At 57.7% G+C, this 25,133-nt stretch carries 24 protein-coding genes; 12 read left to right on the top strand and 12 right to left on the bottom strand.

The features are described from left to right. Window positions 1–60 precede the first annotated feature (60 nt). Together AO065_RS12185 and AO065_RS27790 are read left to right on the top strand one after the other, a co-directional pair. Window positions 61–1,410, top strand: a complete 1,350-nt coding sequence (locus AO065_RS12185; protein WP_004881408.1) for an AAA family ATPase — start codon at window positions 61–63, stop codon at window positions 1,408–1,410. A gap of 1,291 nt (window positions 1,411–2,701) precedes the next feature. Continuing rightward, complete coding sequence (locus AO065_RS27790; protein ID WP_004881412.1) at window positions 2,702–3,283, top strand: IS66 family transposase; 582 nt, start codon at window positions 2,702–2,704, stop codon at window positions 3,281–3,283. Window positions 3,284–3,318: 35 nt separating this feature from the next. Here AO065_RS27790 and AO065_RS12170 read toward each other — a convergent pair whose 3' ends face one another. The 3 genes from AO065_RS12170 to AO065_RS12160 all read right to left on the bottom strand — a co-directional run bounded on the left by AO065_RS12170 (window position 3,319) and on the right by AO065_RS12160 (window position 6,257). Continuing rightward, on the bottom strand, window positions 3,319–3,939 hold the full coding sequence (locus AO065_RS12170) for a LysE family translocator (RefSeq protein WP_004881414.1): 621 nt from the start codon (window positions 3,937–3,939) through the stop codon (window positions 3,319–3,321). A 256-nt stretch (window positions 3,940–4,195) separates the two neighbouring features. After that, the gene (locus AO065_RS12165; RefSeq protein WP_004881417.1) at window positions 4,196–4,993 is read right to left on the bottom strand and encodes a hypothetical protein; all 798 of its coding nucleotides are present in this window, start codon (window positions 4,991–4,993) and stop codon (window positions 4,196–4,198) included. 373 nt (window positions 4,994–5,366) lie between these two features. After that, the gene (locus AO065_RS12160) at window positions 5,367–6,257 is read right to left on the bottom strand and encodes an alpha/beta fold hydrolase (protein ID WP_004881420.1); all 891 of its coding nucleotides are present in this window, start codon (window positions 6,255–6,257) and stop codon (window positions 5,367–5,369) included. 531 nt (window positions 6,258–6,788) lie between these two features. On the opposite strand from AO065_RS12160, the gene AO065_RS12155 reads away from it, so the two are divergent. Beyond that, window positions 6,789–7,031, top strand: a complete 243-nt coding sequence (locus AO065_RS12155; protein WP_004881424.1) for a DUF6124 family protein — start codon at window positions 6,789–6,791, stop codon at window positions 7,029–7,031. Between the two features lie 33 nt (window positions 7,032–7,064). On the opposite strand, the gene AO065_RS12150 is transcribed toward AO065_RS12155, so the two are convergent. The 4 genes from AO065_RS12150 to AO065_RS12135 all read right to left on the bottom strand — a co-directional run bounded on the left by AO065_RS12150 (window position 7,065) and on the right by AO065_RS12135 (window position 10,328). Continuing rightward, window positions 7,065–8,222 carry a phospholipase D-like domain-containing protein gene (locus tag AO065_RS12150; protein WP_004881425.1) on the bottom strand — a complete coding sequence of 386 codons (1,158 nt, stop codon included), beginning with the start codon at window positions 8,220–8,222 and terminating at the stop codon, window positions 7,065–7,067. Between the two features lies 1 nt (window position 8,223). Next, window positions 8,224–8,805: a YceI family protein gene (locus AO065_RS12145; RefSeq protein ID WP_004881428.1), complete on the bottom strand. Its 582-nt coding sequence runs from the start codon at window positions 8,803–8,805 to the stop codon at window positions 8,224–8,226. Between the two features lie 81 nt (window positions 8,806–8,886). Beyond that, entirely contained in the window at window positions 8,887–9,225 is a 339-nt protein-coding gene (locus AO065_RS12140) for a hypothetical protein (protein WP_004881429.1), read from the bottom strand. Then, complete coding sequence (locus AO065_RS12135) at window positions 9,222–10,328, bottom strand: serine hydrolase domain-containing protein (protein ID WP_004881432.1); 1,107 nt, start codon at window positions 10,326–10,328, stop codon at window positions 9,222–9,224. The genes AO065_RS12140 and AO065_RS12135 overlap by 4 nt, the downstream gene beginning before the upstream one ends. 564 nt (window positions 10,329–10,892) lie before the next feature. Between AO065_RS12135 and olsB the strand changes: the two genes are divergently transcribed. Together olsB and AO065_RS12125 are read left to right on the top strand one after the other, a co-directional pair. Beyond that, window positions 10,893–11,648, top strand: a complete 756-nt coding sequence (olsB, locus tag AO065_RS12130; RefSeq protein WP_004881433.1) for an L-ornithine N(alpha)-acyltransferase — start codon at window positions 10,893–10,895, stop codon at window positions 11,646–11,648. Further along, window positions 11,648–12,439, top strand: a complete 792-nt coding sequence (locus AO065_RS12125) for a lysophospholipid acyltransferase family protein (RefSeq protein WP_004881435.1) — start codon at window positions 11,648–11,650, stop codon at window positions 12,437–12,439. The genes olsB and AO065_RS12125 overlap by 1 nt, the downstream gene beginning before the upstream one ends. Here the strand turns inward: AO065_RS12125 and AO065_RS12120 are convergent. Continuing rightward, entirely contained in the window at window positions 12,397–12,996 is a 600-nt protein-coding gene (locus AO065_RS12120) for an acyl carrier protein phosphodiesterase (protein WP_004881436.1), read from the bottom strand. The genes AO065_RS12125 and AO065_RS12120 overlap by 43 nt on opposite strands. A 164-nt stretch (window positions 12,997–13,160) precedes the next feature. Between AO065_RS12120 and AO065_RS12115 the strand changes: the two genes are divergently transcribed. The 3 genes from AO065_RS12115 to AO065_RS12105 are packed head-to-tail and all read left to right on the top strand — an operon-like array spanning window position 13,161 to window position 15,742. Further along, window positions 13,161–13,475 carry an ArsR/SmtB family transcription factor gene (locus tag AO065_RS12115; protein ID WP_004881438.1) on the top strand — a complete coding sequence of 105 codons (315 nt, stop codon included), beginning with the start codon at window positions 13,161–13,163 and terminating at the stop codon, window positions 13,473–13,475. Window positions 13,476–13,504: 29 nt separating this feature from the next. Continuing rightward, entirely contained in the window at window positions 13,505–14,671 is a 1,167-nt protein-coding gene (locus AO065_RS12110; protein ID WP_004881440.1) for an MFS transporter, read from the top strand. Window positions 14,672–14,692: 21 nt separating this feature from the next. Next, on the top strand, window positions 14,693–15,742 hold the full coding sequence (locus AO065_RS12105; RefSeq protein ID WP_004881442.1) for an alkene reductase: 1,050 nt from the start codon (window positions 14,693–14,695) through the stop codon (window positions 15,740–15,742). Between the two features lie 73 nt (window positions 15,743–15,815). Here AO065_RS12105 and AO065_RS12100 read toward each other — a convergent pair whose 3' ends face one another. From AO065_RS12100 to AO065_RS12085, 4 genes are all read right to left on the bottom strand, one after another. After that, window positions 15,816–16,475, bottom strand: coding sequence for a hypothetical protein (locus AO065_RS12100; RefSeq protein ID WP_004881443.1), 660 nt, complete (start codon window positions 16,473–16,475; stop codon window positions 15,816–15,818). 147 nt (window positions 16,476–16,622) lie between these two features. Beyond that, a complete protein-coding gene (locus AO065_RS12095; RefSeq protein WP_004881445.1) occupies window positions 16,623–17,474 on the bottom strand; it encodes a hypothetical protein in 852 nt (283 codons plus the stop codon). An 85-nt stretch (window positions 17,475–17,559) separates the two neighbouring features. Continuing rightward, window positions 17,560–18,552, bottom strand: a complete 993-nt coding sequence (locus tag AO065_RS12090; protein WP_004881447.1) for an NAD-dependent epimerase/dehydratase family protein — start codon at window positions 18,550–18,552, stop codon at window positions 17,560–17,562. A gap of 76 nt (window positions 18,553–18,628) precedes the next feature. Beyond that, complete coding sequence (locus AO065_RS12085; protein ID WP_004881450.1) at window positions 18,629–19,528, bottom strand: LysR family transcriptional regulator ArgP; 900 nt, start codon at window positions 19,526–19,528, stop codon at window positions 18,629–18,631. Between the two features lie 94 nt (window positions 19,529–19,622). Between AO065_RS12085 and AO065_RS12080 the strand changes: the two genes are divergently transcribed. The 4 genes from AO065_RS12080 (at window position 19,623) to AO065_RS12065 (ending at window position 24,990) form a co-directional block, all read left to right on the top strand. Continuing rightward, the gene (locus AO065_RS12080) at window positions 19,623–20,225 is read left to right on the top strand and encodes a LysE/ArgO family amino acid transporter (RefSeq protein ID WP_004881452.1); all 603 of its coding nucleotides are present in this window, start codon (window positions 19,623–19,625) and stop codon (window positions 20,223–20,225) included. A gap of 193 nt (window positions 20,226–20,418) precedes the next feature. Beyond that, complete coding sequence (locus AO065_RS12075; protein ID WP_004881455.1) at window positions 20,419–21,000, top strand: superoxide dismutase; 582 nt, start codon at window positions 20,419–20,421, stop codon at window positions 20,998–21,000. A gap of 385 nt (window positions 21,001–21,385) precedes the next feature. After that, a complete protein-coding gene (locus AO065_RS12070) occupies window positions 21,386–23,437 on the top strand; it encodes a putative bifunctional diguanylate cyclase/phosphodiesterase (RefSeq protein WP_004881457.1) in 2,052 nt (683 codons plus the stop codon). 194 nt (window positions 23,438–23,631) lie between these two features. Beyond that, window positions 23,632–24,990: an imelysin family protein gene (locus tag AO065_RS12065; RefSeq protein ID WP_054540879.1), complete on the top strand. Its 1,359-nt coding sequence runs from the start codon at window positions 23,632–23,634 to the stop codon at window positions 24,988–24,990. Window positions 24,991–25,133: the final 143 nt, after the last annotated feature.

The raw sequence follows: 25,133 nt of genomic DNA, 5'->3' as shown, positions 1-25,133 counted from the left end.
TGTAGGAATGGGACTTGCCAAACGATAAATCACACGACGTATCTTCTCTCGGGGCAAAGCATGAAGCTTAGAAAAGTCAAATGGAACAAACATCCAATACTAGGTGACCTGTCTCTCGATTTTGTCAACCACGATACTGGTGAGCCTTACAACAGCATCCTACTAGCTGGTGAAAACGGGACTGGGAAGTCGACTATTCTCGAAGCAATCAGCAGCTTTCTCAGTGCTGGGCCATATGAGCACTTCGACTATATCGAATACGTCGTTGACGATAAGATATATAAGACGCAGAACACAACTGACGGAAATCAGCACAAGCCATTTTTTGATATTATAGACGAAGGAGGAGGTATTCAAAAAATCAGGCATGACAGGAATAACAATTCTGGTCTGTTAGATACGGAAACTAAAGACCCAAGACACTACGGCTGTATTTACTCTAAAGCGCGATCAGATTATAAAACCCAAAAAATAAAATCAACCACTACTAGTGAGCTTGACAAGAAAAAGCATGACATAGACGCTGAAGAGGATTTTACCTCGCTAAAACAGCTAATCGTCGACGTAGTAAATCAGGACAACGCTAGCTATTCAGAAGATAACCGAGCGCTTGGCGACAAACCAAAGTCTTGGGATGACTTTTATCAAACGTCAAAATTATTTAGATTTAAAAGTGCGTTCGACAGTTTTTTTGACAAAATGAAATATGAAAAGGTAGATGACATCGATGGCGAGAAAACCATCCTTTTCTCCAAGAGCGGAAAGCTTATACCCGTAGACTCACTGAGCACCGGTGAAAAGCAGGTTGTATTTAGAGGCATATTTCTACTTAGAAACTCAAACATCCTAGATGGCGCCGCCATTATGATAGATGAGCCGGAGCTAAGCATGCACCCCAAGTGGGAGAGAAAAATACTGAGCTACTATAAAGGGTTATTTTCTTTAAGCGGACAGCAAAAAGCCCAGCTCATATTCGCCACTCATTCAGATCATGTTCTTAAAGAAGCTTTGATTGATAAGGTAAACAGCATCGTCATCACCCTAGAGGAAAATCAGAATGTCATCACCTGCCGAAATATTGACGCCCCCTCAATCTTGCCCTCGATAACTACAGCGGAGACGACCTTCCTAGCTTTCGATGTGCCCTCAAATGATTACCATATTGAACTCTACGGTTGGCTTCAGGACAAAGAAAACGTGGGCACAATCAAAGCATGCGATAACTTTATAAAAAACCACCAACTCTACGACGCTTCAAGGCATGCAAAGCCTTCCAGTCATAACACGACAACATATGAAGCCCTTAGCACCTATATCCGTAATGCCATCCACCACCCAGACTCAGGCAATACTTTCACAGAATCCGAATTGAGAACTTCAATCAAACTGTTAACCGAAATTTGCAGATAGGGCATATGCTCGAGTTTTGTAGACAAATTGAAACGCTGCACTTAGCTGAAAGCTACGGGCGACTTCACTATTGAAAGTGCAGTCGCTCCTCAATAAGTTCAACCATCACGTATATTGCAGCTATAGGCCAGAAACCCAGCTTCACGAACCAGTGGGTTGAAGGCATAGCCCATGTAGAGCAGGAGGGTTCGGCGTAGATATCGTAACTCCCATTTGAGCGGCTGCCGCGTGCCGATCTCTGCCGAAGGGCCGCTTTGGGTCGAAAGCGGCCTCTCGCAGCTGGTAGCCTTCTCCCCACATCTTTCATTTAGGCGCTGAAAAGCTCAGTGCATTTCTGGAATCGAGAGGTGAACTCAAGTAGCTCGCGCGTTATCTGATCGGTCGTCCCATATACCCCGTTCTCAGCCAATGAATAGGCATCGTCGAAGTAACCGCATGGGCTCAAGACTTCTGGAAAGTCGTAGATTGAGGCTGACCAGGATCGGTAAAGCCCCTCCGCTAAAATCCGTCCAAAATCTGGTTCATTGAGGAGCCTCTCATGTGCCTTGGCGAGTAGACACGGCAAGACCTCAGCGGGGTTTAACGAGGGCGCCCCAATTCGAAATAACTGATCTGCAATCTCGTACCGGTTCGAGTCACGGCGTCGGCTTGAATGAATTGTTAGGTCTCAAGCCCACCTTATCCACGTCAGTAGGTCACGAGCGGAATCAGATGAGGGTAGGTCTATCTTAAACAGTTGTCGTTCGCCTGCGAGTTGAGAAGAGACCCGGGCAAGTGCAGTCGAGGGGTTTTCAGGTGGATAGCACGTGACTTTGCCGAGGCGGGCCTTCATACGCTCGGGGAGTTTGCTGACGAAAACAGAGCACTTCGTGGTGGTACGAGGGTCAAACGCCACCTCGGCGCCTGTGTCAAAGCGATAGCTCACTAGGTATTCGTTATTGTCCTGTTCTAAGCGGACGGCATGAGGATCTGCATCCAGCATGGCTCTCAAATTTTCCCCTTGCATGAATATCCCCTGTGAGGCCTAACTATATTTGCCAGCATTCTGGCCTGATCGTAGATTAGCTTGCAGGCTGGGGCTAGACAATGAGTCAGCTTCGCGTCGAAAAGTATTGAAATCACTGGCCCGGAGACCCAGGCACAGAGAGGAAAGTGAGTCGCCCCTGCTTCCTTAGATGCTTTTGAGCGGTAACCGTCCGGCCAAGTCATCTATCCAGCCCCGCAAAGCCAAGACATGGTGTGCACTTAAATTTAAGTGCACACCAGTTCTAGCTTTTTAAGCGGGTATTTCATGCAGCCAACACGCCGTTCCTATTCCAAACCCTTCAAAGCCCAGGTCATTCAGGAGTGTTCCCAACCCGGCGCTTCGATTGCCAGCGTCGCACTCAGCCATAGTCTCAACGCAAACCTCGTCCACAAATGGATTCGGCTGCAAGCGCAGAAAAGCCCAACGCTCCCACCTGCATTTATTCCGTTAGCCAGTAAGCGTCCGGGCATAACGCCTTGCATGATTGCCCAGCGTTACCTCGTACCCGAAGGCTCAGCCATCAGCAGAGCGCTGAATTACAGCCTGAAACGCAGGGCAACGCTGTCGCGCTACCTCGATGACGGGGCTGTACCCATAGACAACAACTGGGCAGAGAACCAGATACGGCCATGGGCGCTTGGACGCAAGAACTGGCTCTTTGCAAGATCGCTGCGTAGCGGCAAACGGGCAGCAGCGATCATGAGTTTAATCCAGTCTGCGCGGCTTAATGGGCATGATCCGTATGCTGATTTGAAGGACGTTCTTACGCGCCTGCCGACGCAGCGGGCGAGTGAAATCGATCAGTTGCTGCCGCATAAGTGGCAACCCATCCAACCACGCAAATGAGTCGAAGACGCTTACCATCATCTGCTTACTACGGATCAAGCTCGACGCGTCATCAATAGCATCGAGGCGGCAGCCGACAACAAGCCAGCGCAGCAACGGTTGAAAATTTGCTTACCACGGGGCAGAGCGAACCAACGTCGCATATGCAATCCGATGTACGCATAGATGCCAATCGCAATCCACTCCAATACCAAAAACAAAAGACCAAGCAACGTAAACTGAGAACCAATGTCTGCCGTTGGGTCGACGAATTGAGGCAAGAACGCGGTAAAAATCAGGATGGCTTTGGGGTTGCCTGCGGCAACTAGGAATTCCTGCCTTGCCAGCGCGCATAGACCTATCGGGGCGTTTTTTGACTCAGCTTCTGCTTGCGGTGCAGCTCTCCACAACTGGTATGCCAAGTAAAAAAGATATGCCGCACCAACTATTTTGATCCCATAGAAGATTAGCTCTGAAGTTTGTAACACTACGGCCAAGCCTGCCGAAGCCAGCGCAATCATCACCGCGAACGCCAGCAAGCGACCAACACCTGCCATGCATGATGTGCGGTATCCGTAGCGTGTTGCATTGCTGATAGACAGCAGGTTGTTAGGCCCAGGCGCCATATTCAGGGCAAAGCATGCGGGCAGGAATAACGCTAGCGTCGCAAGGTTCATATGGATATCCATAACCATTTTTCGTCAATCCTACAACTGAACTGCAGCATGTGCCACCGTCCTTAGGGTCATACGCGGAGCACGTGCAGTCAGGTCAGGACGCCGGCGCAATCAGAAAGGTGTGTCTCCCGGACGCTTGCAGGGCGCATTCATTGCAAACCGTTTTGTTACCACCCGGGAATGCACGCTGGAATCAATAGGCAAGCTCGAATTTTGACACTAGGGCGCTAGGTAGAAGGCGCCGCAGCGATGTCCATTAAGGCGCGTAAGTGCCGAGAGCGTTGACTCTGCCGACCTGCAGGGCGTAGTAATCAAGCCAAGTTGTGGAGCCAGCTGTCAGAAAAGCTTTCGTGGTTCCAGGCTTCAGCTGAGTGAGGTTTGAAAACTCTTTGAATAGCCGCTTGGTTTCGATGGACGCTTCACCAGCCGACACGCCTGGTACATACATAAGCATGAAAAATGTCAATGGGCCAAACATTATCACCCTTAATGTAAATGTTTCGTACTGATTAGGCCCATAGGCGATTCTCATTAAAAATGGATTCACCACGCCGGATCCGTTTGCAAGATCATCAAACACTTTGTATTTGCCATTTAGTTCTTCAGTGGTTACTGGAGCTGCTAGAGTTGCCAGCACTGCAAAATCTATCTTTTGAGGTGATGGAGAACCATTCAAAATATAAGGTATGAATTTTTCAAATAAATGGACGTGGCCTTGGTCAGTGCGAGTTGAATTGAAGGATATCTTCAAAAGCCAGCGTACTAACCTGTCATAATCATATGAAAGCTCGGCGCGGCGCTGGATGTAATTCTGGGTCAAGAACCCATTGGCGATAAGAAATTCTTTTCCGTAAGCGTCAAGGCTGGATAGCACTCCACCGTTGCATTTTTCACAGACATCTTTCACTTGGTGCTCGCCGCCTACCATTTTGTTAGCGACTTCACTCCAGCCAATCACTTTAGCTTGCAACTCTTTCTGAAAGCGATATATAAACGCTGGAATTACATGCTCACGAGTTGCTGGAGCGTCTTTTTTACAGTATGCGCAGATCATGCCTAGCTCCTTCCATATTGGTGTCCTTCGTAGCGGATCTTCGCAGAAATCTGTTAACAGATTCAACCCAGCACTGTCTGGGGCTGACATATTTTTCGGAACGAGGCTTGCTGCTAGGCAACCTGTGCCCGCGAATATATTTATGGACTAGGTTGGCATTGAGGTTGTGGGTCAACGCGACGTTGGTAATCGAGGTGTCAGCCTGCGCACACTCGGCGATGATGTGGGTTTTTTTATAGGAACGGCGTTCTTGTGGCATGGGCGTCCGCTTAAAAAGGCTAGAAATGGCGTCCAATCAAATTTAGACGGACACCATCGCCTTAAGCGATGACCTCAGGAAGGTGTGTTCCCCGGACGGTTACCTAAGAACGTCCTATACCTTCTGTCCAAGCCCCAAGATACAGTCAGCAACTTGTTGAGCAGCCTCCTGCGGAACGTTATGCCCCGCTCCGTTTGCGAAATTCCGGCGGTAAGGGCCTACAAAATGGCTGATAAACGGGTCGTCTTGCTTTGGCGGGTCAACTGCATCATCCAGGCCTTCAAGCACTATCGTTGGCACCGAGATTTCAGGTTGTGCCGCAAGTCTCGATTCGATCTGCTCGTAGGCTGGATCGCCATCCGCCAGTCCGAAACGATGCCGGTATGAGTGGGTGACTACATCCACAAAGTCTGGATTGCTGAAAGACAGGGCTGTTGAGGCAAAATCTTCTTCCGAAAAACGCCATGTAGGGGACCACGTTTCCCATAGGAGCTTGCAGAATTCCTTTCTGTTCGCAGACAAGCCTTTATAGCCCCGCTCGCCATGCAAATAGTATTGATACCAAAGAAGTTGTTCGGCTTCAGGAGAAAGCGGCTCGCGCGCTTTGGCAATATTCTGGATGCTGTAGCCACCACAACTGACCAGTCCATCGACCCGTTCCGGCCATAGCGCAGCGACGATACAGGCTGCCCGCCCACCCCAGTCGTATCCAGCCAGGACAGCGCTTTCGATTTTCAGCGCGTCGAGAAAAGCCAGTAAGTCAGCTCCAACTGCGGCCTGCTCACCAGAACGCATTGTGCGTGAGCTCAAAAACCTTGTAGGGCCATACCCTCGTAGATACGGGATGAGGCATCGCTTCCCCTCGGAGGCCAGAATCCTAGCGACCTCATCGTACGAGTGCACGTCGTAGGGAAATCCGTGCAGCAGCACAACAGGGGCACCGTTGGACGGGCCAGTTTCCAGATAAGCGATTTCCAGAACGCCAGCGATAACTTTTTTGATCATTTTCTACTCCACGTCTCAGCCGCTTGTACTGAGGACTTTGACAATATGGAGCGGCCAGGCGATCAACAAATATCACGGCATCTGGAGGAGATGCAGGTGAAGCTGAGCAACGCGCCGGCCCCCTCCTCTCCAAAGGCAGCCAGCGAAAGAACATGAGGCCCATCGTTCAAAACCCGCCAAACAATGGCCTCAACGCCACCATCCCGCCGCCAATAGCAGGATGCCTCTCTATCCGTTGAGTGAAATTTCCGAGAGAATCCCAACCCCTTGCGCCTGCTTACTCCGGTCTCTAGGCTTGCCCGGTCGCTGCAAAATCAGCGATCAGGTTTGGTAGACCTGAGCTAGCCCGGCGCAATGCGCCACCTCTGTGAGGCGCTTTTTTACGGCCTGTATTTATGGTGGCCGTGCGCTCGGCGTCTTCGGACGCACCGGTTCGCCTGGCTGCCGGTCTACCAACTTGCGCACGGCCGCCACCCCAATCGTTTGGTAGCGACGGGTGACTGCTCCTTAAACAAGCGAGGATAAAGACAGATGCTACAAAAACTCATCCCCGATCCACCAAACGCGCTCTACACCATCAACCAATCCGTCACCCAGGAAGAAGCGCTCAACTACGCCTCGGACCTGTTGCGCTGCATCATCACCACCGCTTACGAGTCGGGCGATAACGCCGAGGGCACGAGCCGGGATCTGGTGTTTGCGGTGTTGCACATGGCGGAGCTGGCCAAGGCCATGGTGGATCGCTCGCTCGACAGTATTGTCCAGCCGGCTTGATACGCACGCGGGGCCGTTGCCGGCCCCTTCCCTTCAGTTACGCTGATCCAGCAGGTTGACCACCAGCCGGTCGATCCAGCCCCAGAGACGCTGTTTCACGCGTCGCCACAGTGGCCGGGCTTTCCAGTCGGCCAGGGTGGTTTCGGCGCTCAGGGCGAAGTCTTTTTCGAAGCTGGCGACGACGTCTTTCGTCAGCGTCGGGTCGAGGGCTTCGACGTTGGCTTCCAGGTTGAAGCGCAGGTTCCAGTGGTCGAAGTTGCACGAGCCGATGCTGACCCAGTCGTCGATCAGGACCATTTTCAGGTGCAGGAAGCACGGCTGGTATTCGAAGATTTTCACGCCAGCGCGTAACAGGCGCGGGTAGTAACGATGGCCTGCGTAGCGCACGGACGGGTGATCGGTGCGTGGTCCGGTGAGCAGCAAACGCACATCGACGCCACGCGCTGCGGCTCTGCGCAGGGAGCGACGGACTTTCCAGGTGGGCAGGAAGTACGGCGTCGCCAGCCAGATGCGTTTCTGGCCGGTGTTCAGGGCGCGCACCAGTGATTGCAGGATGTCGCGATGCTGACGTGAGTCAGCGTAGGCCACGCGGCCCAGCCCTTCTCCGGAGACCGGAGCGTTGGGCAGGTGCGTAAGGCCAAAGTTTTCTTTCGGTCGCCAGGCGGTGCGGCGCGGGTTGACGTGAAACTGTCGGTTGAACAGCGCTTGCCAGTCCATTACCAGCGGGCCGGTGATTTCCACCATCACCTCGTGCCACTGGCTCACGTCCTTGTCCGGTTCCCAGAATTCGTCGGTCACGCCGGTGCCGCCGACCACGGCCAGGGTCTTGTCCACTACCAATATTTTGCGATGGTCGCGGTAGAAGTTGCGCAGGCCGCGGCGCCAGTGGATCGCGTTGTAGAAGCGCAGGATTACACCGGCATCGGTCAATTGTTTGCGCAGGCCAGCGTTGAAGGCTTTGGAGCCAAAGTCGTCGAACAGGCAGCGCACGATGACGCCACGCCGGGCGGCGTCTACCAGTGCTCGCACCATTGCGTCGGCACAGGCGCCTGCCTCGACCAGATACAGTTCCAGATCGACCTGCTGCTCGGCGCGGTCGATGGCGGCAATCATGCGCGGGAAGAACGCAGGGCCGTCGATGAGCAGTTTGAACTGGTTGTTTTCACGCCACGGAAAGATCGCACTGCTCATGTCAGCGCGCCGTGAAGATCAGGACGGCGCCAACGGGCACCGACAGGCTGATCGCCGACAGACTTGCGTGAGTGCGCAATGCGTTGAAATCCGGCACCAGATCGAAGTCCTGAGCGTGAACCACCAAAGGCTCGAGCGTCACGACCTGGAAGCGTCGATCATCCAGACGCGTGGCCAGCAATTCGGCGTTGTAGGTGTGGGTCTTGCCACGCAGGCTGACCGACAGCGGCAGGCGCAACTCCAGCTGCGCGCCCGGCGCCAGGGCGTTGATGGGGCGCATGTCGAGTCGGGCGTTGATTCTGGCAGCGGGAAACTGGCCTATCTGAAACACTTGATCACGCAGTCGCTCGTCACGCTGGGCGATGCCGGTACTGACCGATTCCAGTTCGACTTCCACCTCGGCCAGCCCCTTGTCATCAACCTTGCCGTGCAGTACCAGAAAGCGATGCACTTCGGCGATATCGGCGTTTTTGGTGGAGGTGAACGACAGGCGTGATGACTCGTTATCCAGATACCAACTGGCGTGGGCAGGAAGCGCCGCTGTGGCCAGAAGGGCCAACAGCAGGCGAGGCAGGTTGAGCATGCAGACTCCGGGCGGGCAATTGAGAAGCACCTTATCCGCCTGTCAGACCGCTGGCAAACCGCTCCGTTCGTCCAGCGTCTGTTATGGCGATTCCGGCAACAGGCGACAACCTTCCAGCGGCCCTTGCCAGGCGGCGATGCTGACACGTCCAAGACCGCTGGCGATCACACGTTTCTGCTGGGGTTCATCGATCAGCGTGCTGGGCACGTACTGTTTGACGTAGGCCCGGCAGTACTCTTCGGGATTGTTCACCACGTAACGGCACGAGCAGTATTCCTTGGCGGTGTACGCGCTGATGATGGTCGGAAACGCCTGCAGGGCGACGCGGTACTGGAAGATCAGCACAGCCAGCGCCGCGAGCAGCAACAGCAGCAGACTGGTGAAGGGACGACGCAGGATGAACGCTCGACGATTACTCATTGCCCGTTCTCCTTGCCGAACGCTGCCTGGATGCGTTTGAGCATCTGGTCGTGATCGTAGCTGCTGTCGCGGTCATCGGCGTAGCGCACGATCACCAGTTTCTGGCTGGGGATCACGTAGAGCGCCTGCCCCCAATGGCCGAGCGCGGCGAAGGTATCAGCGGGCGCATCGGGCCAAGGGCCGCTGCCTCCGTCGGCCGTGCGGTTGAGCCACCACTGTCCGCCGGGCACTTCGACCTTGGCCTGAATCTGCTCACCCTTGAAGGGCGTCAGTACAAAGTCCATCCATGCCTTGTTGAGCAATGGTTTGTCCTGCCACTGCCCGCCACGCTGCATCAGCAGGCCGACGCGTGCCAGATCCCGGGCGGTCATGTAGGCGTAGGACGACCCTACGAAGGTACCACTGGCATCGGTTTCCCAGACAGCGCTGCGAATGCCGAGCGGCTCGAACAGTGCTGTCCAGGGATAGCTTGGGTAGGCCTCTGCTCCGACCATGCCTTTCAACGCTGCGGCCAGCACGGTGCTGTCGCCGCTGGAATACAGGTAACGCGTGCCCGGTGTCGTGGCGGCCTTGTGGCTGGCGGTGAAGCGAGCCATGTCGTCGCGACCGCGGGTGTACAGCATCGCGACGACGGAGGAGTTGAGCGGCGCGTATTCGTAATCTTCCTGCCAGTCCAGACCGGACGCCCAGTGCATAAGGTCTTGAACGGTGATGTCGGGATGAGTGCTAAAGGGCTTGTAGAACTTTGCCACCGGGTCTGCCAGTTGAAAGCGCCCTTCCCCGAATGCCACGCCCAGAACAGTCGCGAGAATGCTTTTGCTGACCGACCAGGTCAGGTGCGGGGTTTCTGCGTTGGTCACACCGACGTAGCGCTCATAGACGATCTCGCCGTCGCGGATCACCAGCAACGCATCGGTGCGCACGCCTGTGCGGTTGGCTTCATCGCGGGGCGGGAAGGCGTAGGTTTCCAGTGCATCGAGTGCGGCGCTGCGGGGGGCCGGTCGGGAAGACCATTGCTCGCCGGGCCAGGTTTCGGCCTGTGCGTTCAATGCGTTTGCACCCAGAACTACCAACAGAAACAAGCGAGCCAACCGAGACAGCATGACGAGTCCTCGCAAAATGATCCGGGCACAGTAGCAGGGGTTTATGACAAGCGTGCGGCTGAATGCCTGATCGTGCCTATCCGCGTGGGCATGCATCCCGTGACGCTCCGCGCGTCACCTCAACAGCGGACGCGGAGCGTCCCAGGAGGCGTTACCACGCAGCGTGGGAACGATCAGAGTGACCTCAAGCACGCCGATCATGCCCATGCACCCGAGTTTTGCTGCAACCACGGACTACTGTGGGAGGCGGCTTGCCGGCGATGCTTTTTCTGGAGCGACCGATCAGTGACTGAACTGACGCCATCGCCGGCAAGCCGCCTCCCACGGGGTTTGTGTTTATCCAAGAGATTTGCGTAGAAGGATCAACCCTCCAGCCCGTGACGCTCTGCGTCACTCCAGCAGCAGACGCAGAGCGCGAAGGATCACGCGCGCTGCGGCCGTCACACAACCATCACCAAAGCTTCATGGGCATGACACGGCATCTCCCTAGCCTGCAACTACAGCAAAGCGCTTGGACAATTCAGTCGACCGGCCATTTCGTAAGGCTGGCTCATGGAGATTCGTATGACCCAGATCGCACGCATTCGTGAAAACACTTCTGAACGCCGTCTTCAGGCCGAGCGCCTGACGGGAGCGCGAGCCTTGCAGGAAGCACAGGCCTTGCGTTTCAGCGTGTTCAGCGAGGAGTTCAACGCCCGCCTCAACGGTGCCGAACAAGGTCTGGATATCGACGACTACGACGTGCATTGCTCGCACATCGGCGTACGTGATCTGAACACCGGGCGACTGGTGGCGACCACACGATTGCTCGATCACAAGGCGGCCACGACACTGGGCCGCTTCTACAGTGAAGAGGAATTCAGTCTGCACGGGCTGGTTCATCTGCAAGGCCCGATTCTGGAGCTGGGTCGCACCTGCGTGGACCCGGCCTACCGTAACGGCGGCACCATTGCGGTGTTGTGGAGCGAGCTGGCTGAAGTGCTGAATGAAGGCGGCTACAGCTACCTGATGGGGTGCGCAAGTATCCCGATGCAGGACGGCGGCATTCAGGCCCACGCGATCATGCAGCGCCTGCGTGAACGCTACCTGTGCAACGAGCACCTGCGCGCCGAGCCGAAGAACCCGCTGCCCGCGCTCGACATTCCAAGCAACGTGATCTGCGAGATGCCACCGCTGCTCAAGGCTTACATGCGCCTGGGTGCAAAAATCTGCGGCGAGCCGTGCTGGGACGAAGATTTCCAGGTCGCCGACGTGTTCATCCTGCTCAAGCGCGACGACCTGTGCCCACGTTACGCCCGTCACTTCAAGGCGGCGGTGTGATGAGCCGGGTACGCGGCTATGTCCGCGTGGTCAGAGTGCTATTGGTGGTTGCGCTGGGGCTGACAATTGCCGGGGCCTTTGCGGTACTGGAGCGTTTGAAGGTCGGCAGTTCCATGGAGCGCCGTCAGCGCTGGAGCCGCTGGTTCATGGCGCGCCTGACCCATGCCCTGCCGTTTCGTGTGACCGTCACAGGCGAGCTGCCGCGCAAGCCGATGCTGTGGGTCAGCAATCATGTGTCATGGACTGACATTGCTCTGCTGGGCATGCTCGCCCCGTTGTCGTTTCTGTCCAAGGCCGAAGTGCGGACCTGGCCGGTTGCAGGCTGGCTGGCGCTGAAAGCCGGCACGCTGTTCATTCGTCGCGGTTCGGGCGACAGTCGCCTGATCCAGAAGCAGATGAGCAGTCATCTGCAACAGGGAAATGCGCTGCTGATCTTCCCGGAAGGCACCACTACCGACGGCAAAAGCCTGCGCACGTTCCATGGTCGTTTGCTGTCCAGCGCCATCGAAGCGGGCGTGGCGATTCAGCCAGTCGCGATTGCCTATTCCCGCGACGGCAAGCCTGACCCGATTGCGCCGTTCATTGGTGACGATGACCTGCTGTCGCACCTGCGCCGCCTGTTCGCCAACGAACAGAGCGATGTGCATATTCACTTGCTCGCGCCTATCCAGACCGCCGATCAGGAACGCGCCGCTCTGGCCTACAAGGCACAACAAGCGGTTCAGGTCGCGCTGTTCGGCGAAAGTGCTCAACCAAGCGAAGTGGTCTCGCGCCCTGCCAGGGCCGCCTGAGCGAAGTCCTGCAACTGCGGATAGAACTCAGCGAAGTCCGCACTGAGGGGTTGGTAAAGCGCTTGCAGTTCCTGCATGCCGCCTGCCAGCCCTTCCGGCCTTGAAAGACGCCGGGAAATCCCGCCCAACACTTGCTCCAACACACCGAACTCTCGATACGAACCCAGCCAGTCCTGCGCCGCCATGCGCGGTGCGATCAACGCTAGCCGCTCCGGCAGTTGCGGCTCGGCAGCCAGCACGCCGTAAACCTTGCGCGTGAAGACCTCCAGCGGCAGATCGGCATAGCGATGCCAGTCACGCGCCAGGCAGTGGTCGAAAAACACGTCGAGCATGATGCCCGCATAGCGACGCCGCTGCGCAGGAAAGCGGGCAATGGATGCCTTGATCAACGGATGATTGTCAGTGAATGCGTCAATGCTGCGATGCAGTTGGATAGCCGCTTCAAGCTCCGCAGGAAAACGCCCCGGCAGTGGGCCTTTGACAAAGTCGCCGTACAGGCTGCCGAGCAATTGGGCGGGTCGATGACCGCCAAGATGGAGATGCGCCAGATAATTCATGAGGACAAGCGTACGCCGCTTTTCAGGCTCAGGTCCATATATCGATATAACCCGATATACCGATTCTTGATGAGCTAAGTCCAAAATCATATTTGTATATCGCGAAATACAGATATAAGGTTCGTTCCATCGCGATATATCGCTACACCGCCTGTGAGAACGACATGCCCATCGACCTCGACGACATCATCAAAGCGCTGGCCCATCCGGTCCGCCGAGAGATCCTGACCTGGCTCAAGGACCCGCGCGCCACGTTTCCCTCTCAGGAACACTCGATTGAGCACGGCGTCTGCGCCGGGCAGATCGATCAACGTGCCGGGCTTTCCCAGTCCACCGTTTCTGCGCATCTGGCGACCCTGCAACGAGCCGGTCTGATCAGCAGCAAGAAGGTCGGTCAGTGGCATTTCTTCAGGCGCAATGAAGAGACCATCCAGGCGTTCGTAGAGGCTCTGGTGCAAGAGCTGAACAACCCGGCCTGACCCATCCACTTTTTCAAGGAGACGCCCCCGTGCCTCTTTCACTATTCATTCTGGCCTTGAGCGCCTTCGCCATCGGCACCACCGAGTTCGTCATCATGGGCCTGCTGCCCGATGTCGCTGCGGACCTGGGTGTGTCGATTCCCGGTGCCGGCTGGCTGGTGACCGGTTACGCGCTGGGCGTCGCCATCGGTGCACCGTTCATGGCGATGGCCACAGCCAGGCTGCCACGCAAGGCAGCACTGGTCACGCTGATGGGCATTTTCATCGTCGGCAATCTGCTTTGCGCGCTGGCCAGCGACTATGACGTGCTGATGTTTGCACGCGTAGTGACTGCACTGTGTCATGGCGCGTTCTTCGGCATCGGCTCGGTGGTCGCTGCTGGTCTGGTGCCCGCCAACCGTCGCGCCTCTGCCGTGGCCCTGATGTTCACCGGTCTGACGCTGGCCAACGTGCTGGGCGTGCCGCTGGGCACGGCATTGGGTCAATACGCAGGCTGGCGCTCGACCTTCTGGGCTGTGACGGTCATCGGCGTGATTGCCTTGATCGGCCTGATCCGCTTTCTGCCCACCAATCGTGACGAAGAGAAGCTCGACATGCGCGCCGAACTGGCCGCCCTCAAGGGCGCCGGGATCTGGTTGTCGCTGACCATGACCGCCTTGTTTTCGGCGTCGATGTTTGCACTGTTCACCTACGTGGCACCGCTGCTGGGTGATGTGACCGGCGTGTCCCCTCAGGGCGTGACCTGGACGCTGCTGCTGATCGGCCTGGGCCTGACAGTCGGCAACGTGATCGGCGGCAAGATGGCCGACCGCAAGGTGTCGTCAACGCTGATTGCCGTGTTCATTTCCATGGCCGTGATTTCCACCGCGCTGAGCTGGACCAGCGCTGCGTTGATCCCGACTGAAATCACCCTATTCCTCTGGGCCGTTGCCGCATTCGCCGCTGTGCCTGCGTTGCAGATCAACGTGGTGACCTTCGGCAAGGCCGCACCCAATCTGGTGTCCACACTGAACATCGGCGCGTTCAACGTCGGCAACGCACTGGGTGCCTGGATCGGCGGCAGCGTCATTGCCCATGGCCTGGGCCTGACCCGCGTGCCGTTGGCCGCCGCGGTCCTTGCAGTGCTCGCGCTGCTCATCACCCTGATTACTTTCCGTCAGACCGGCAACCCCGATCTGGCCCCGGCAACTCATTGATCAATTAAGAGGATTCGACACATGACGACTATCTTTGACCCGATCACGATTGGCGATCTGCAACTGCCAAACCGCATCATCATGGCGCCGCTGACCCGCTGCCGCGCCGACGAAGGCCGTGTGCCCAACGCGCTGATGGCCGAGTATTACGTACAGCGCGCATCGGCCGGCCTGATCATCAGCGAAGCCACTTCCGTGACGCCGATGGGCGTCGGCTATCCAGACACCCCCGGTATCTGGTCCAACGATCAGGTGCGCGGCTGGAGCAACATCACCAAGGCCGTGCACGGCGCTGGCGGGCGTATCGTCCTGCAACTGTGGCACGTGGGCCGTATCTCTCACCCGCAGTACCTGAACGGTGAAGCGCCGGTTGCGCCGAGCGCCATCCAGCCTGAAGGCCATGTGAGTCTGGTGCGCCCTATCACGTCATATCCGACGCCACGTGCGCTGGAGCTGGCGGAAATCGGTGACATCGTCGACGCCTACCGTGTCGGCGCGGAAAACGCCAAGGCCGCAGGTTTTGACGGCGTGGAGATTCACGGCGCCAACGGTTACCTGCTCGACCAGTTCCTGCAGACCAGCACCAACCAGCGCACTGATCAGTACGGTGGTTCGCTGGAAAACCGTGCCCGCCTGCTGCTGGAAGTGACGGACGCTGCCATTGACGTCTGGGGCGCTGGCCGTGTCGGCGTACACCTTTCGCCTCGCGCCGACCTGCATGACATGGGCGACGATAACCTGGCCGAAACCTTCAGCTATGTCGCCAAAGAGCTGGGCAAGCGCGGGATTGCATTCATCTGTGCACGCGAGCGTGACGCCAGCGACAGCCTCGGCCCACAGTTGAAGAAAGACTTCGGCGGCGTGTACATCGCCAACGAGAAGTTCACCAAGGACAGCGCCAATGCCTGGTTGGCAGAGGGCAAGGCCGACGCAGTGGCCTGGGGTGTTCCTTACATTGCCAACCCGGATCTGCCGGAGCGGCTGGCCAGCGATGCGCCGTTGAATGAAGCGCACCCGGAGACCTTCTACGCCAAGGGTCCGGTGGGTTACATCGACTACCCGCGCCTGTAATCGGCGCTTGGCAGCACAAGAACCCTGACGTGTGAGCGTCAGGGTTTTTTATTGCCTCGGGAAACGGATCCGGTCACTTGGAAGCGACAGGCTCCGTGACACCAATCACAGTGCCGTCTGCGTCAGTGACGGTGCCATCCACATGTTTCCAGCGACCATCGGGGTAATTGACCGAGCCGTCGGCAAACACCCAGGTGCCGTCCTTGTGCAGAACGCTGCCATCCGGGTGTTCGGTGCTGCCGTCGGCGTGCACCGTCGTGCCATCGATGTTCTGAACAGTGCCATCTGGATGAGTGACGGTGCCGTCCGGGTTGAACACGCTGTTGAGCGGATGAACGAGTTGCAGCACGCCGGTCGCGGTATTGACGATGCTCAACAGTTTATCCAGCCGCGAAGGTGGCGCAGGGTCGGCAGGCATCTTCATTTCAACGGGTGGTTTTTCGGTCGGCTTTACGGGTGGCTTGATCGGCGCTTTGACCGGTGGCTTCACTGGCGGTTTGACCGGAGGTTTGACTGGCGGCTTTACAGGCGGCTCGACCGGGGGCTTCACTGGCGGCTTGACCGGGGGTTTGACTGGCGGCTTCACGGGTGGCTTGACTGGCGGTTTGACCACCGGTTTGCCGGGCGGCCCTGCCAGTTCGGCGCTCAGTGCTGCGGGAGAGGTGGATGCCACCTCATCGAGCGTTCCATTAGCCGCCAATGTGACCGGGCGTGTCGTATTGATTCCTTTCATTGCGAAAACTCCATGTAATAAATAGAGACGCAAGGGTAAAGGGGCCTCTTGCTAGCAATTCCATATTTATTTAGGGAGCAGGATTTTTTTGTACGGAAGAAGAAAAACGCCACCGACCGCCCATACGGCGGCCGGTAGCGCATGGCTTCAACGACGGGCGTTGAGCTGTTGTGACAGGTTCTGGATCTGGCTGGTCAGGGTATTGATGTTGCGCGTCACCTGAGCACGAAACGCATCGAACTCGGCGGTATTGCCAGCAGCCGCAGGGGCCGGACGATTCTCCTGCTCGCTCTTGAGCACGATCAGGTCCTGTTCGAGCCGCTCGACGGCGGCGGAAGGATTGCCCTGTTTCTTCAGGCTCGCGACATCGGCGGCCAGACTCTTGAGCTGAGTGTCCAGCTTGCCCTGATCCGCCTGCGCGGTTTTCAGGTCAGGCAAGGCGGCCTTAAGCGCGGTCAGCTCGGTGACCACGCCCTTGAGCTGTTCCTGCAGCTGAGCGTTTTCGGTCTGCTGCTGGGTGGTTTGCGCAGCCATCTGTTCCAGTCGCTTGTCGAGGCTGCTTTGCTGGCCCTCAACGCCTTCGCGCTGCTTGTCCTGATCTTCCAGTTGCGCTTCCAGCAGCTTGATCCGCTGCTTGAGCGCTTCGCCGTCGCTGGAAAGCGATTCTGTCGCCACGACCTTGCCGGAAATATCCTGCAGGCGCCCCGCCGCTTCTTCACTGATGCGCGCAAAACTTTCCTGCGTCGCGACCAGTTGCTGTTCCATCAGCGAAACCTGCTGAAAGCTCCACCAGCCCAGTCCGCAGAAGGCGATGAACAATGCGCCGACCAACGCCCAGAGCGGACCGGTGCTCGGTCCCTTGACCTTGACCACCGGCGTTGTGCGCGAGTAGACCGTCGTGCGCTCGCGTGCGCCTTTTTCCGGCACGAAATCATCATCGTCGTCCTTGGCGCTGAGGCTTGGGACGTCATCGATGTCGTCATATGGATCGTTACGCATGAGCAACCCTTCAAGAAGCTGTTGAAACCAAAGCTGGCGAGTATACCAATGGCACCTGATGATATTTCAATGTGCCACTACCGACTCAGCTCGATTGTTGGGCTTTCCACCAGCCGCAGAACTCGTCCAGCGCAGCCCAGAGACTGACACGTGGCTGATAGTCCAGATAATGCATGGCACGGCTGATATCAAGCGTGAAGTCCTTGTTCATGACCTGCATTCCAAGACGCGACAGCGTGGGTTCAGGTCGCCCCGGCCACAGCATGCAGGCCCCTTCATTGATCGCGGCAGCGGTATAAGCCAGTCCGTATGAACGATAACGGGTGACCTGAGGCAACTGCATCTGCCGCATCACGTAATTGATGGCATCCCACAACGGCACCGGCGCGCCGTTGCTGATGTTGTAGGCCTTGCCCAGCGCAGAACCGGTGGCCAGCAGACTGCTTAACATGGCCTCGTTAAGATTCTGCATGCTGGTGAAGTCCACCTTGTTCAAACCGTTGCCGACGATGGACAGGCGCTTCTTCTGTTGCATGCGCAGCAGGCGCGGAAAAATGCTGTTGTCGCCCGCCCCTGTGACAAAGCGGGGCCGCAGGGCGATGACTTCCAGCCCGAACTCCTGCGCGCCGAATACTTTCTGCTCGGCCAGGTACTTGCTCGCGGCGTAATGGTTGTGGAAACGCTTGGGGACCTGCTCTTCCTTGATGCCCTGGCGCGAATGACCGTCGAAATAGATCGAAGGCGACGAAAGATGGACCAGTCTCGGCACCCTTTGTTTCAGGCAGCCTTCGACAATGTTTTCGGTGACTTGCACGTTGCCCAGCATGAAATCCTGACGCCGCCCCCACACACCGACAGAACCTGCGCAGTGCACCACGGCGTCCACGTCATCGCACAACGCCCGAACCAGTTGCGGGTCGGTCAGGTCGCCCTGCACGAACTCGGCACCCCGTCTGACCAGATGTTCGACGCCTTCGGCTCGGCGACCATTGATCCGCACGCTCATGCCCTGCTCCAGGGCGAAACGCGCGAAGCGTCCACCGATGAAGCCGCTTGCGCCGGTAACCAGAATCTTCATTTACCGCTCCATTGACGCGTCTGCGGGACAGGACAAACCCTACCCGCATTGTTTTCATATATGAACGTATTGACGCTCACTTGCCGCCAGGCGGCACCAGCCAGCGCCCGGACTTTTGTGCCAGATGCTCGGTCAGGCGGTTCAGCAACTGGCCGCCGTTGCGCCAGTGATGCCAGTAAAGCGGCACATCGATGTAGCGGGCAGGCAGCAGTTCGCGCAGTGCACCGCTGCGTATCTGCTCGCTGACCTGCAATTCAGGTACCAGCCCCCAGCCAAGTCCGGCCTCGATCATGCGCATGAAGCCTTCGGATGAGGGACACAGATGATGCTTGAAACCGCCCTCGACCCCAAGCAAAGCCAGATAGCGGTGCTGCAAAAAATCATCAGGGCCGAAGACCAACGCTGCTGAGCGCGCCAGTTTCTCAGGACTTACACCATCGGCAAAATGCCGGTCGATGAACGACGGCGACGCCAGGGCACGATAGCGCATGGCCCCCAGCAACTGACTGCGTGCGCCGGCCACTGGCCGTTCGCTGCCACACAGACACGCTGCCACCTCGCCTGCACGCATACGCTTGAGTCCGACGTCCTGATCCTCGACCACCATGTCCAGCAGCAGATGATGCTCGGCGCAGAAATCCCCGACCGCCTGCGCCCACCACGTGGCAAGGCTGTCGGCGTTCAGGGCGATACGCAGTCGCTCCGGCATGCCTTCCTCGTCTAGCGCGGGCACCTGGCTTTGCAGGTCACGCTCCAGCAGCCGAACCTGTTGCACATGATTGAGCAATCGCCGCCCGATGTCGGTCGGGCTCGGCGGTGTGGCCCGGATCAGCACCGGCTGACCGATTCGCGCCTCCAGCAGTTTGATGCGCTGGGACACGGCCGACTGGGACAAACCCAATACCTGGGCAGCGCGTTCAAATCCGGCCTGCTCGATGACGGCAGCGAGCGCCGATAGCAGCTTGTAGTCAAACATCAGTTTTCCTAATGAGCGATCAGGATTATTGGTTTTCCTTATACCGCTTCTGACGCCAGAATCGCCACCTGAACTGACTGCCGGAGCGCATCTGATGTGGCAAAGCTATTTAAACGGTCTGCTGGTGGCTGCGGGCCTGATCATGGCCATCGGCACGCAGAACGCGTTCGTTCTGGCGCAAGGGCTGCGTCGTGAGCACCATGTTCCGGTGGCCTTGGTGTGCATTGTCTGCGACGCGCTGCTGATTGCTGCCGGAGTGTTCGGCCTGGCGAATGTGCTGGCGCAGAACCCTACCCTGCTGGCCGTTGCGCGTTGGGGTGGCGTGGCATTCCTGAGCTGGTATGGCCTGCAGGCTTTGCGTCGTGCCTGTTCATCACAGGGACTGGAAAACAGCGCCGCCACCGGGATGAGGTCGCGGCGCGCCGTGTTGCTCAGCGCGCTGGCCGTGACCCTGCTCAATCCGCATGTCTATCTGGACACCGTGTTGCTGATCGGATCGCTCGGTGCACAGCAGGCCGTGCCGGAAGCCTACGTGGTCGGTGCTGCCAGCGCCTCGCTGCTGTGGTTCTCGAGCCTTGCCATCGGCGCAGCCTGGCTCGCGCCCTGGCTGGCCCGTCCAGCAACCTGGCGACTGCTGGACGTGCTGGTGGCGGTGATGATGTTTACCGTTGCCGTGCAGTTGATTCGTAGCGCTTGAGTGATTTTCATGGCCATTGGGTCGACAACGCTGGAACCTCTTTCCCACACAGTTGTTGCGTGGTTATGCCGCAGGGCCGGTGCTATAGTCCGGGGTCTGCGCCGCAAAAGAGTAAAACTCCCGGTGCATGCTGTATCCGGCCGCCCGTGATCGGCCGTGCGATAACCGCAAATGACCTGAAAGGAGATAAACCATGGCTTTTGAATTGCCGCCACTGCCTTATGCCCACGATGCTCTGCAGCCGCACATTTCCAGGGAAACGCTGGAATATCACCACGACAAGCACCACAACACCTACGTCGTGAACCTGAACAACCTGGTGCCAGGCACCGAGTTCGAAGGCAAGACTCTGGAAGAAATCGTCAAGACTTCCTCGGGTGGCATCTTCAACAACGCCGCTCAGGTCTGGAACCACACCTTCTACTGGGAATGCCTGTCGCCTAACGGTGGCGGTGAACCTACCGGCCCTCTGGCTGACGCAATCAACGCTGCGTTCGGTTCGTTCGACAAGTTCAAGGAAGAGTTCAGCAAGACTTCCATCGGCACCTTCGGCTCCGGCTGGGGCTGGCTGGTGAAGAAAGCTGACGGCTCCCTGGCGCTGGCCAGCACCATTGGTGCGGGCAACCCGATGACCAGCGGTGACAAGCCTTTGCTGACCTGCGACGTCTGGGAACACGCCTACTACATCGACTACCGCAATGTGCGTCCGAAGTATGTAGAAGCGTTCTGGAACCTGGTGAACTGGGACTTCGTGGCCAAGCAATACGCCGCCTGATTTCCAGTGTCATCAAGAACCCGGCCATGTGCCGGGTTTTTTATTGCCTGCATTCGGCACGCGTGTGACGGGAAGCAAGCCCCTCAATATCGTGAAGGCACCGCGAATGTGTCACTCAAATGCGTGAATATGGCAGTTTTTCATGTACAACTGTAACGTCGTGTATTGCCAGAAAACGTTAGCTGACTAATATCACGCAACAGTTCTTTTACAGCGTTACGCTCAAGTTACAAGCGCAGCCGCCCGACACACTAGGATTGCACGAGTCCGTGGGTCCCAGGCAGCGGCGCAGAAAAGAGGGATCAACCGGGCTAGACCGTCTCGATCATCCGTTTTTCGAGGGTGACAGGGCGATACGCCTGCGACTTGGATTAAGGAACGGCCATTGAAGCTGGAACTCAAGAACAGCTTGTCGGTGAAGTTGCTGCGCGTGGTGCTGCTGTCGGCGTTCTTTGTCGGCGTGGTATTGAGCTGCGCGCAAATCGTCTATGACGCCTACAAGACCCGCCAGGCAGTGGTGAGCGACGCCGAACGCATTCTGGACATGTTCAGGGACCCCTCTACTCAGGCGGTCTACAGCCTGGACCGGGAAATGGGCATGCAGGTCATCGAAGGCCTGTTTCAGGACAATGCCGTGCGCATGGCCTCCATCGGGCATCCGAACGAAACCCTGCTGGCCGAAAAAGACCGACCGCTGAAAACCTCTTCAACCCGCTGGCTCACGGATCTCATTCTGGGTCAGGAGCGCAGCTTTACCACGCAATTGGTCGGACGCAGCCCGTACAGTGAATACTATGGCGATCTGCGCATCACACTGGACACCGCCAACTATGGCGAAGGCTTCATCATCAATGCCGTGATCATTTTTATCTCCGGCGTGCTGCGGGCGCTGGCGATGGGTCTCGTGTTGTACCTGGTCTATCACTGGCTGCTGACCAAGCCACTCTCGCGAATCATCGAACACCTGACCGCCATCAACCCTGATCGCCCCAGTGAGCATCAGTTGCCCCTGCTCAAGGGTCATGAAAAGAACGAGCTGGGTATCTGGGTCAATACGGCCAACCAGTTGCTCGCCTCCATCGAACGTAATACCTACCTGCGCCACGAAGCCGAAAACAACCTGCAACGCATGGCGCAATACGATTTCCTGACCGGCCTTCCCAACCGGGTGCAGTTGCAGATGAGCCTGGAGAACATTCTGGAGAACGCCGGACGGCAACAGCATCGGGTCGCTGTGCTGTGTGTCGGCCTGGATGACTTCAAGGGCATCAACGAGCAGTTCAGTTATCAGGCCGGCGATCAGCTGCTACTGGCCCTGGCGGACCGGTTGCGCGCCCACAGCGGTCGACTGGGTGCGCTGGCACGTCTGGGTGGTGATCAGTTTGCACTGGTCCAGGCAGACATCGCAGAGCCTTACGAAGCGGCCGAGCTGGCGCAGAACGTACTGGATGAACTCGAAGCTCCGTTCACTGTGGATGGCCAGTCCATTCGGCTGCGCGCAACCATCGGTATCACGCTGTTCCCGGAGGATGGCGACAGCCCCGAGAAGCTTCTGCAAAAGGCCGAGCAGACCATGACCCTGGCCAAGGCCAGATCGCGCAATCGCTATCAGTTCTACATCGCCAGCGTCGACTGCGAGATGCGTCGGCGCCGCGAACTGGAAAAGGACCTGCGCGAAGCCCTGCCGCGCAATCAGCTGTACATGGTCTATCAGCCACAGATCAGCTATCGAGACCATCAGATCGTCGGCGTGGAAGCGCTGATCCGCTGGCAGCACCCCGAGCACGGCCTGGTGCCGCCAGACGTGTTCATCCCGCTGGCCGAACAGAACGGCACCATCATTGCGCTGGGTGAATGGGTGCTGGACCAGGCCTGTCGGCAGTTGCGCGAATGGCACGACCAGGGCTTCACCGACCTGCGCATGGCCGTCAACCTCTCCACCGTGCAGCTGCACCACGCCGAGTTGCCCCGCGTGGTGAACAACCTGTTGCAGATCTACCGCCTGCCACCCCGCAGCCTTGAGCTGGAAGTAACCGAAACCGGATTGATGGAGGACATCACCACGGCTGCCCAGCATCTGCTCAGCCTGCGCCGCTCCGGGGCATTGATTGCGATTGATGACTTCGGCACGGGCTACTCCTCCCTGAGCTACCTGAAAAGCCTGCCGTTGGACAAGATCAAGATCGACAAGAGTTTCGTGCAGGACCTGATCGACGATGATGACGACGCAACCATCGTGCGTGCGATCATTCAGCTGGGTAAGAGTCTGGGCATGCAGGTCATTGCCGAAGGCGTCGAAACGGTCGAGCAGGAAGCGTATGTGATCTCTGAGGGCTGTCATGAGGGCCAAGGCTATTTCTACAGCAAGCCGCTGCCCGCACGGGAGTTGCTTGCATTCCTTAAGCTGGATCAGCGCAATAACGCCGCCATTCTCTGAACCGGCCTCACACTGCTGCACGGCCGAATAAAGCGGTCCTCGTAATATCCCGAAACCGACTGTTACAAGCTCTCGGGTAGCTGTTCGCGACTCGACAGGCGTTTTGCCTTTACATCGAATGCAAATCTTTCGCATTATGTCGCAGATTTTCTGGGCGCTCTGCGCCTTCACCCCTATGAACGCAGGATTCCGTCATGATTCGTATGCCTTTGGCAACCGCCAGTCTCTTGGCCATCGCTATCTCTCTCGCCGGTTGTGGCGAAGGCAAGGACAAGGCTGCAACTCCACCTGCCGCAGCTGCGCCTGCTGCTCCGGCCGCCGCGCCAGCACCGGCTGCACCCGCCACGCCTGCCGCAGCCCAGACCGATGACGCCGCCGCCAAGGCTGTGGTCGCCAACTACGCGAACATGGTTTCCGCTGTTTTCAGCGATGCCGAAGCCGGTGCCAAAAAACTGAGCACTGCCGTTGATGCATTCCTGGCCAAGCCGAACGACGAAACCCTCAAGGCCGCTCGCGACGCCTGGGTTGCCGCACGTGTTCCTTACATGCAGAGCGAAGTGTTCCGCTTCGGCAACACCATCATCGACGACTGGGAAGGACAGGTTAACGCCTGGCCGCTGGACGAAGGCCTGATCGACTACGTTGCCAAGGACTACCAGCACGCACTGGGCAACCCTGGCGCAACCGCCAATATCATCGCCAACACTGAAATCCAGGTGGGCGAAGACAAGGTCGACGTCAAGCAGATCACTTCAGAGAAACTCGCCAGCCTGAATGAACTGGGCGGTTCCGAAGCCAACGTTGCCACCGGCTACCACGCCATCGAATTCCTGCTGTGGGGCCAGGATCTGAACGGCACCGGCCCTGGCGCCGGCAACCGTCCAGCCAGCGATTACCTGGAAGGCGCTGGCGCAACCGGCGGCCACAATGACCGTCGTCGTGCCTACCTGAAAGCCGTCACCGACCTGCTGGTCAGCGACCTCGAAGAAATGTCCGGCAACTGGAAAGCCGGCGTCGCCGACAACTACCGCGCCACGCTGGAAGCCGAATCCGGCGTCGACGGTCTGCGCAAGATGCTGTTCGGCATGGGTAGCCTGTCGCTGGGTGAACTGGCGGGCGAGCGCATGAAAGTGGCGCTGGAAGCCAACTCCAGCGAAGACGAACACGACTGCTTCAGCGACAACACGCACAACTCGCACTTCTACAACGGCAAAGGCATTCGCAACGTGTACCTGGGCGAATACACCCGCACCGACGGTACCAAAATCAGCGGCCCGAGCCTGTCGTCGCTGGTCGCCAAGGTAGACCCTGCGACCGACGCCACCCTGCGCGCCGACCTGGACGATACCCAGGCCAAGCTGCAGGTCATCGTCGACCATGCCAACAAGGGCGAGCACTTCGATCAACTGATCGCAGCAGGCAACACGGCTGGCAATCAGGTTGTTCGTGACGCCATCGCCGCACTGGTCAAGCAGACCGGCGCCATCGAGCAGGCCGCAGGCAAGCTGGGCATCACCGATCTGAACCCGGACAACGCTGACCACGAGTTCTGATCCACCGTCGCTGTCTGGATGTACCCAAATGCCGGTCTTGCTGACCGGCATTTTTTTGTCTGGATGACACGATTTGCATGACCTGCCAGTGACTTTTCAGCGCTGCCTGTAGGGCCTTTCCCAAACCTCTTCCAGCGTATTGA

Origin of the sequence: Pseudomonas viridiflava (assembly GCF_001642795.1) — a bacterium.
GTDB classification, from domain to species: Bacteria; Pseudomonadota; Gammaproteobacteria; order Pseudomonadales; family Pseudomonadaceae; genus Aquipseudomonas; species Aquipseudomonas viridiflava.
This window is presented reverse-complemented; position numbering and strand designations above follow the sequence as displayed.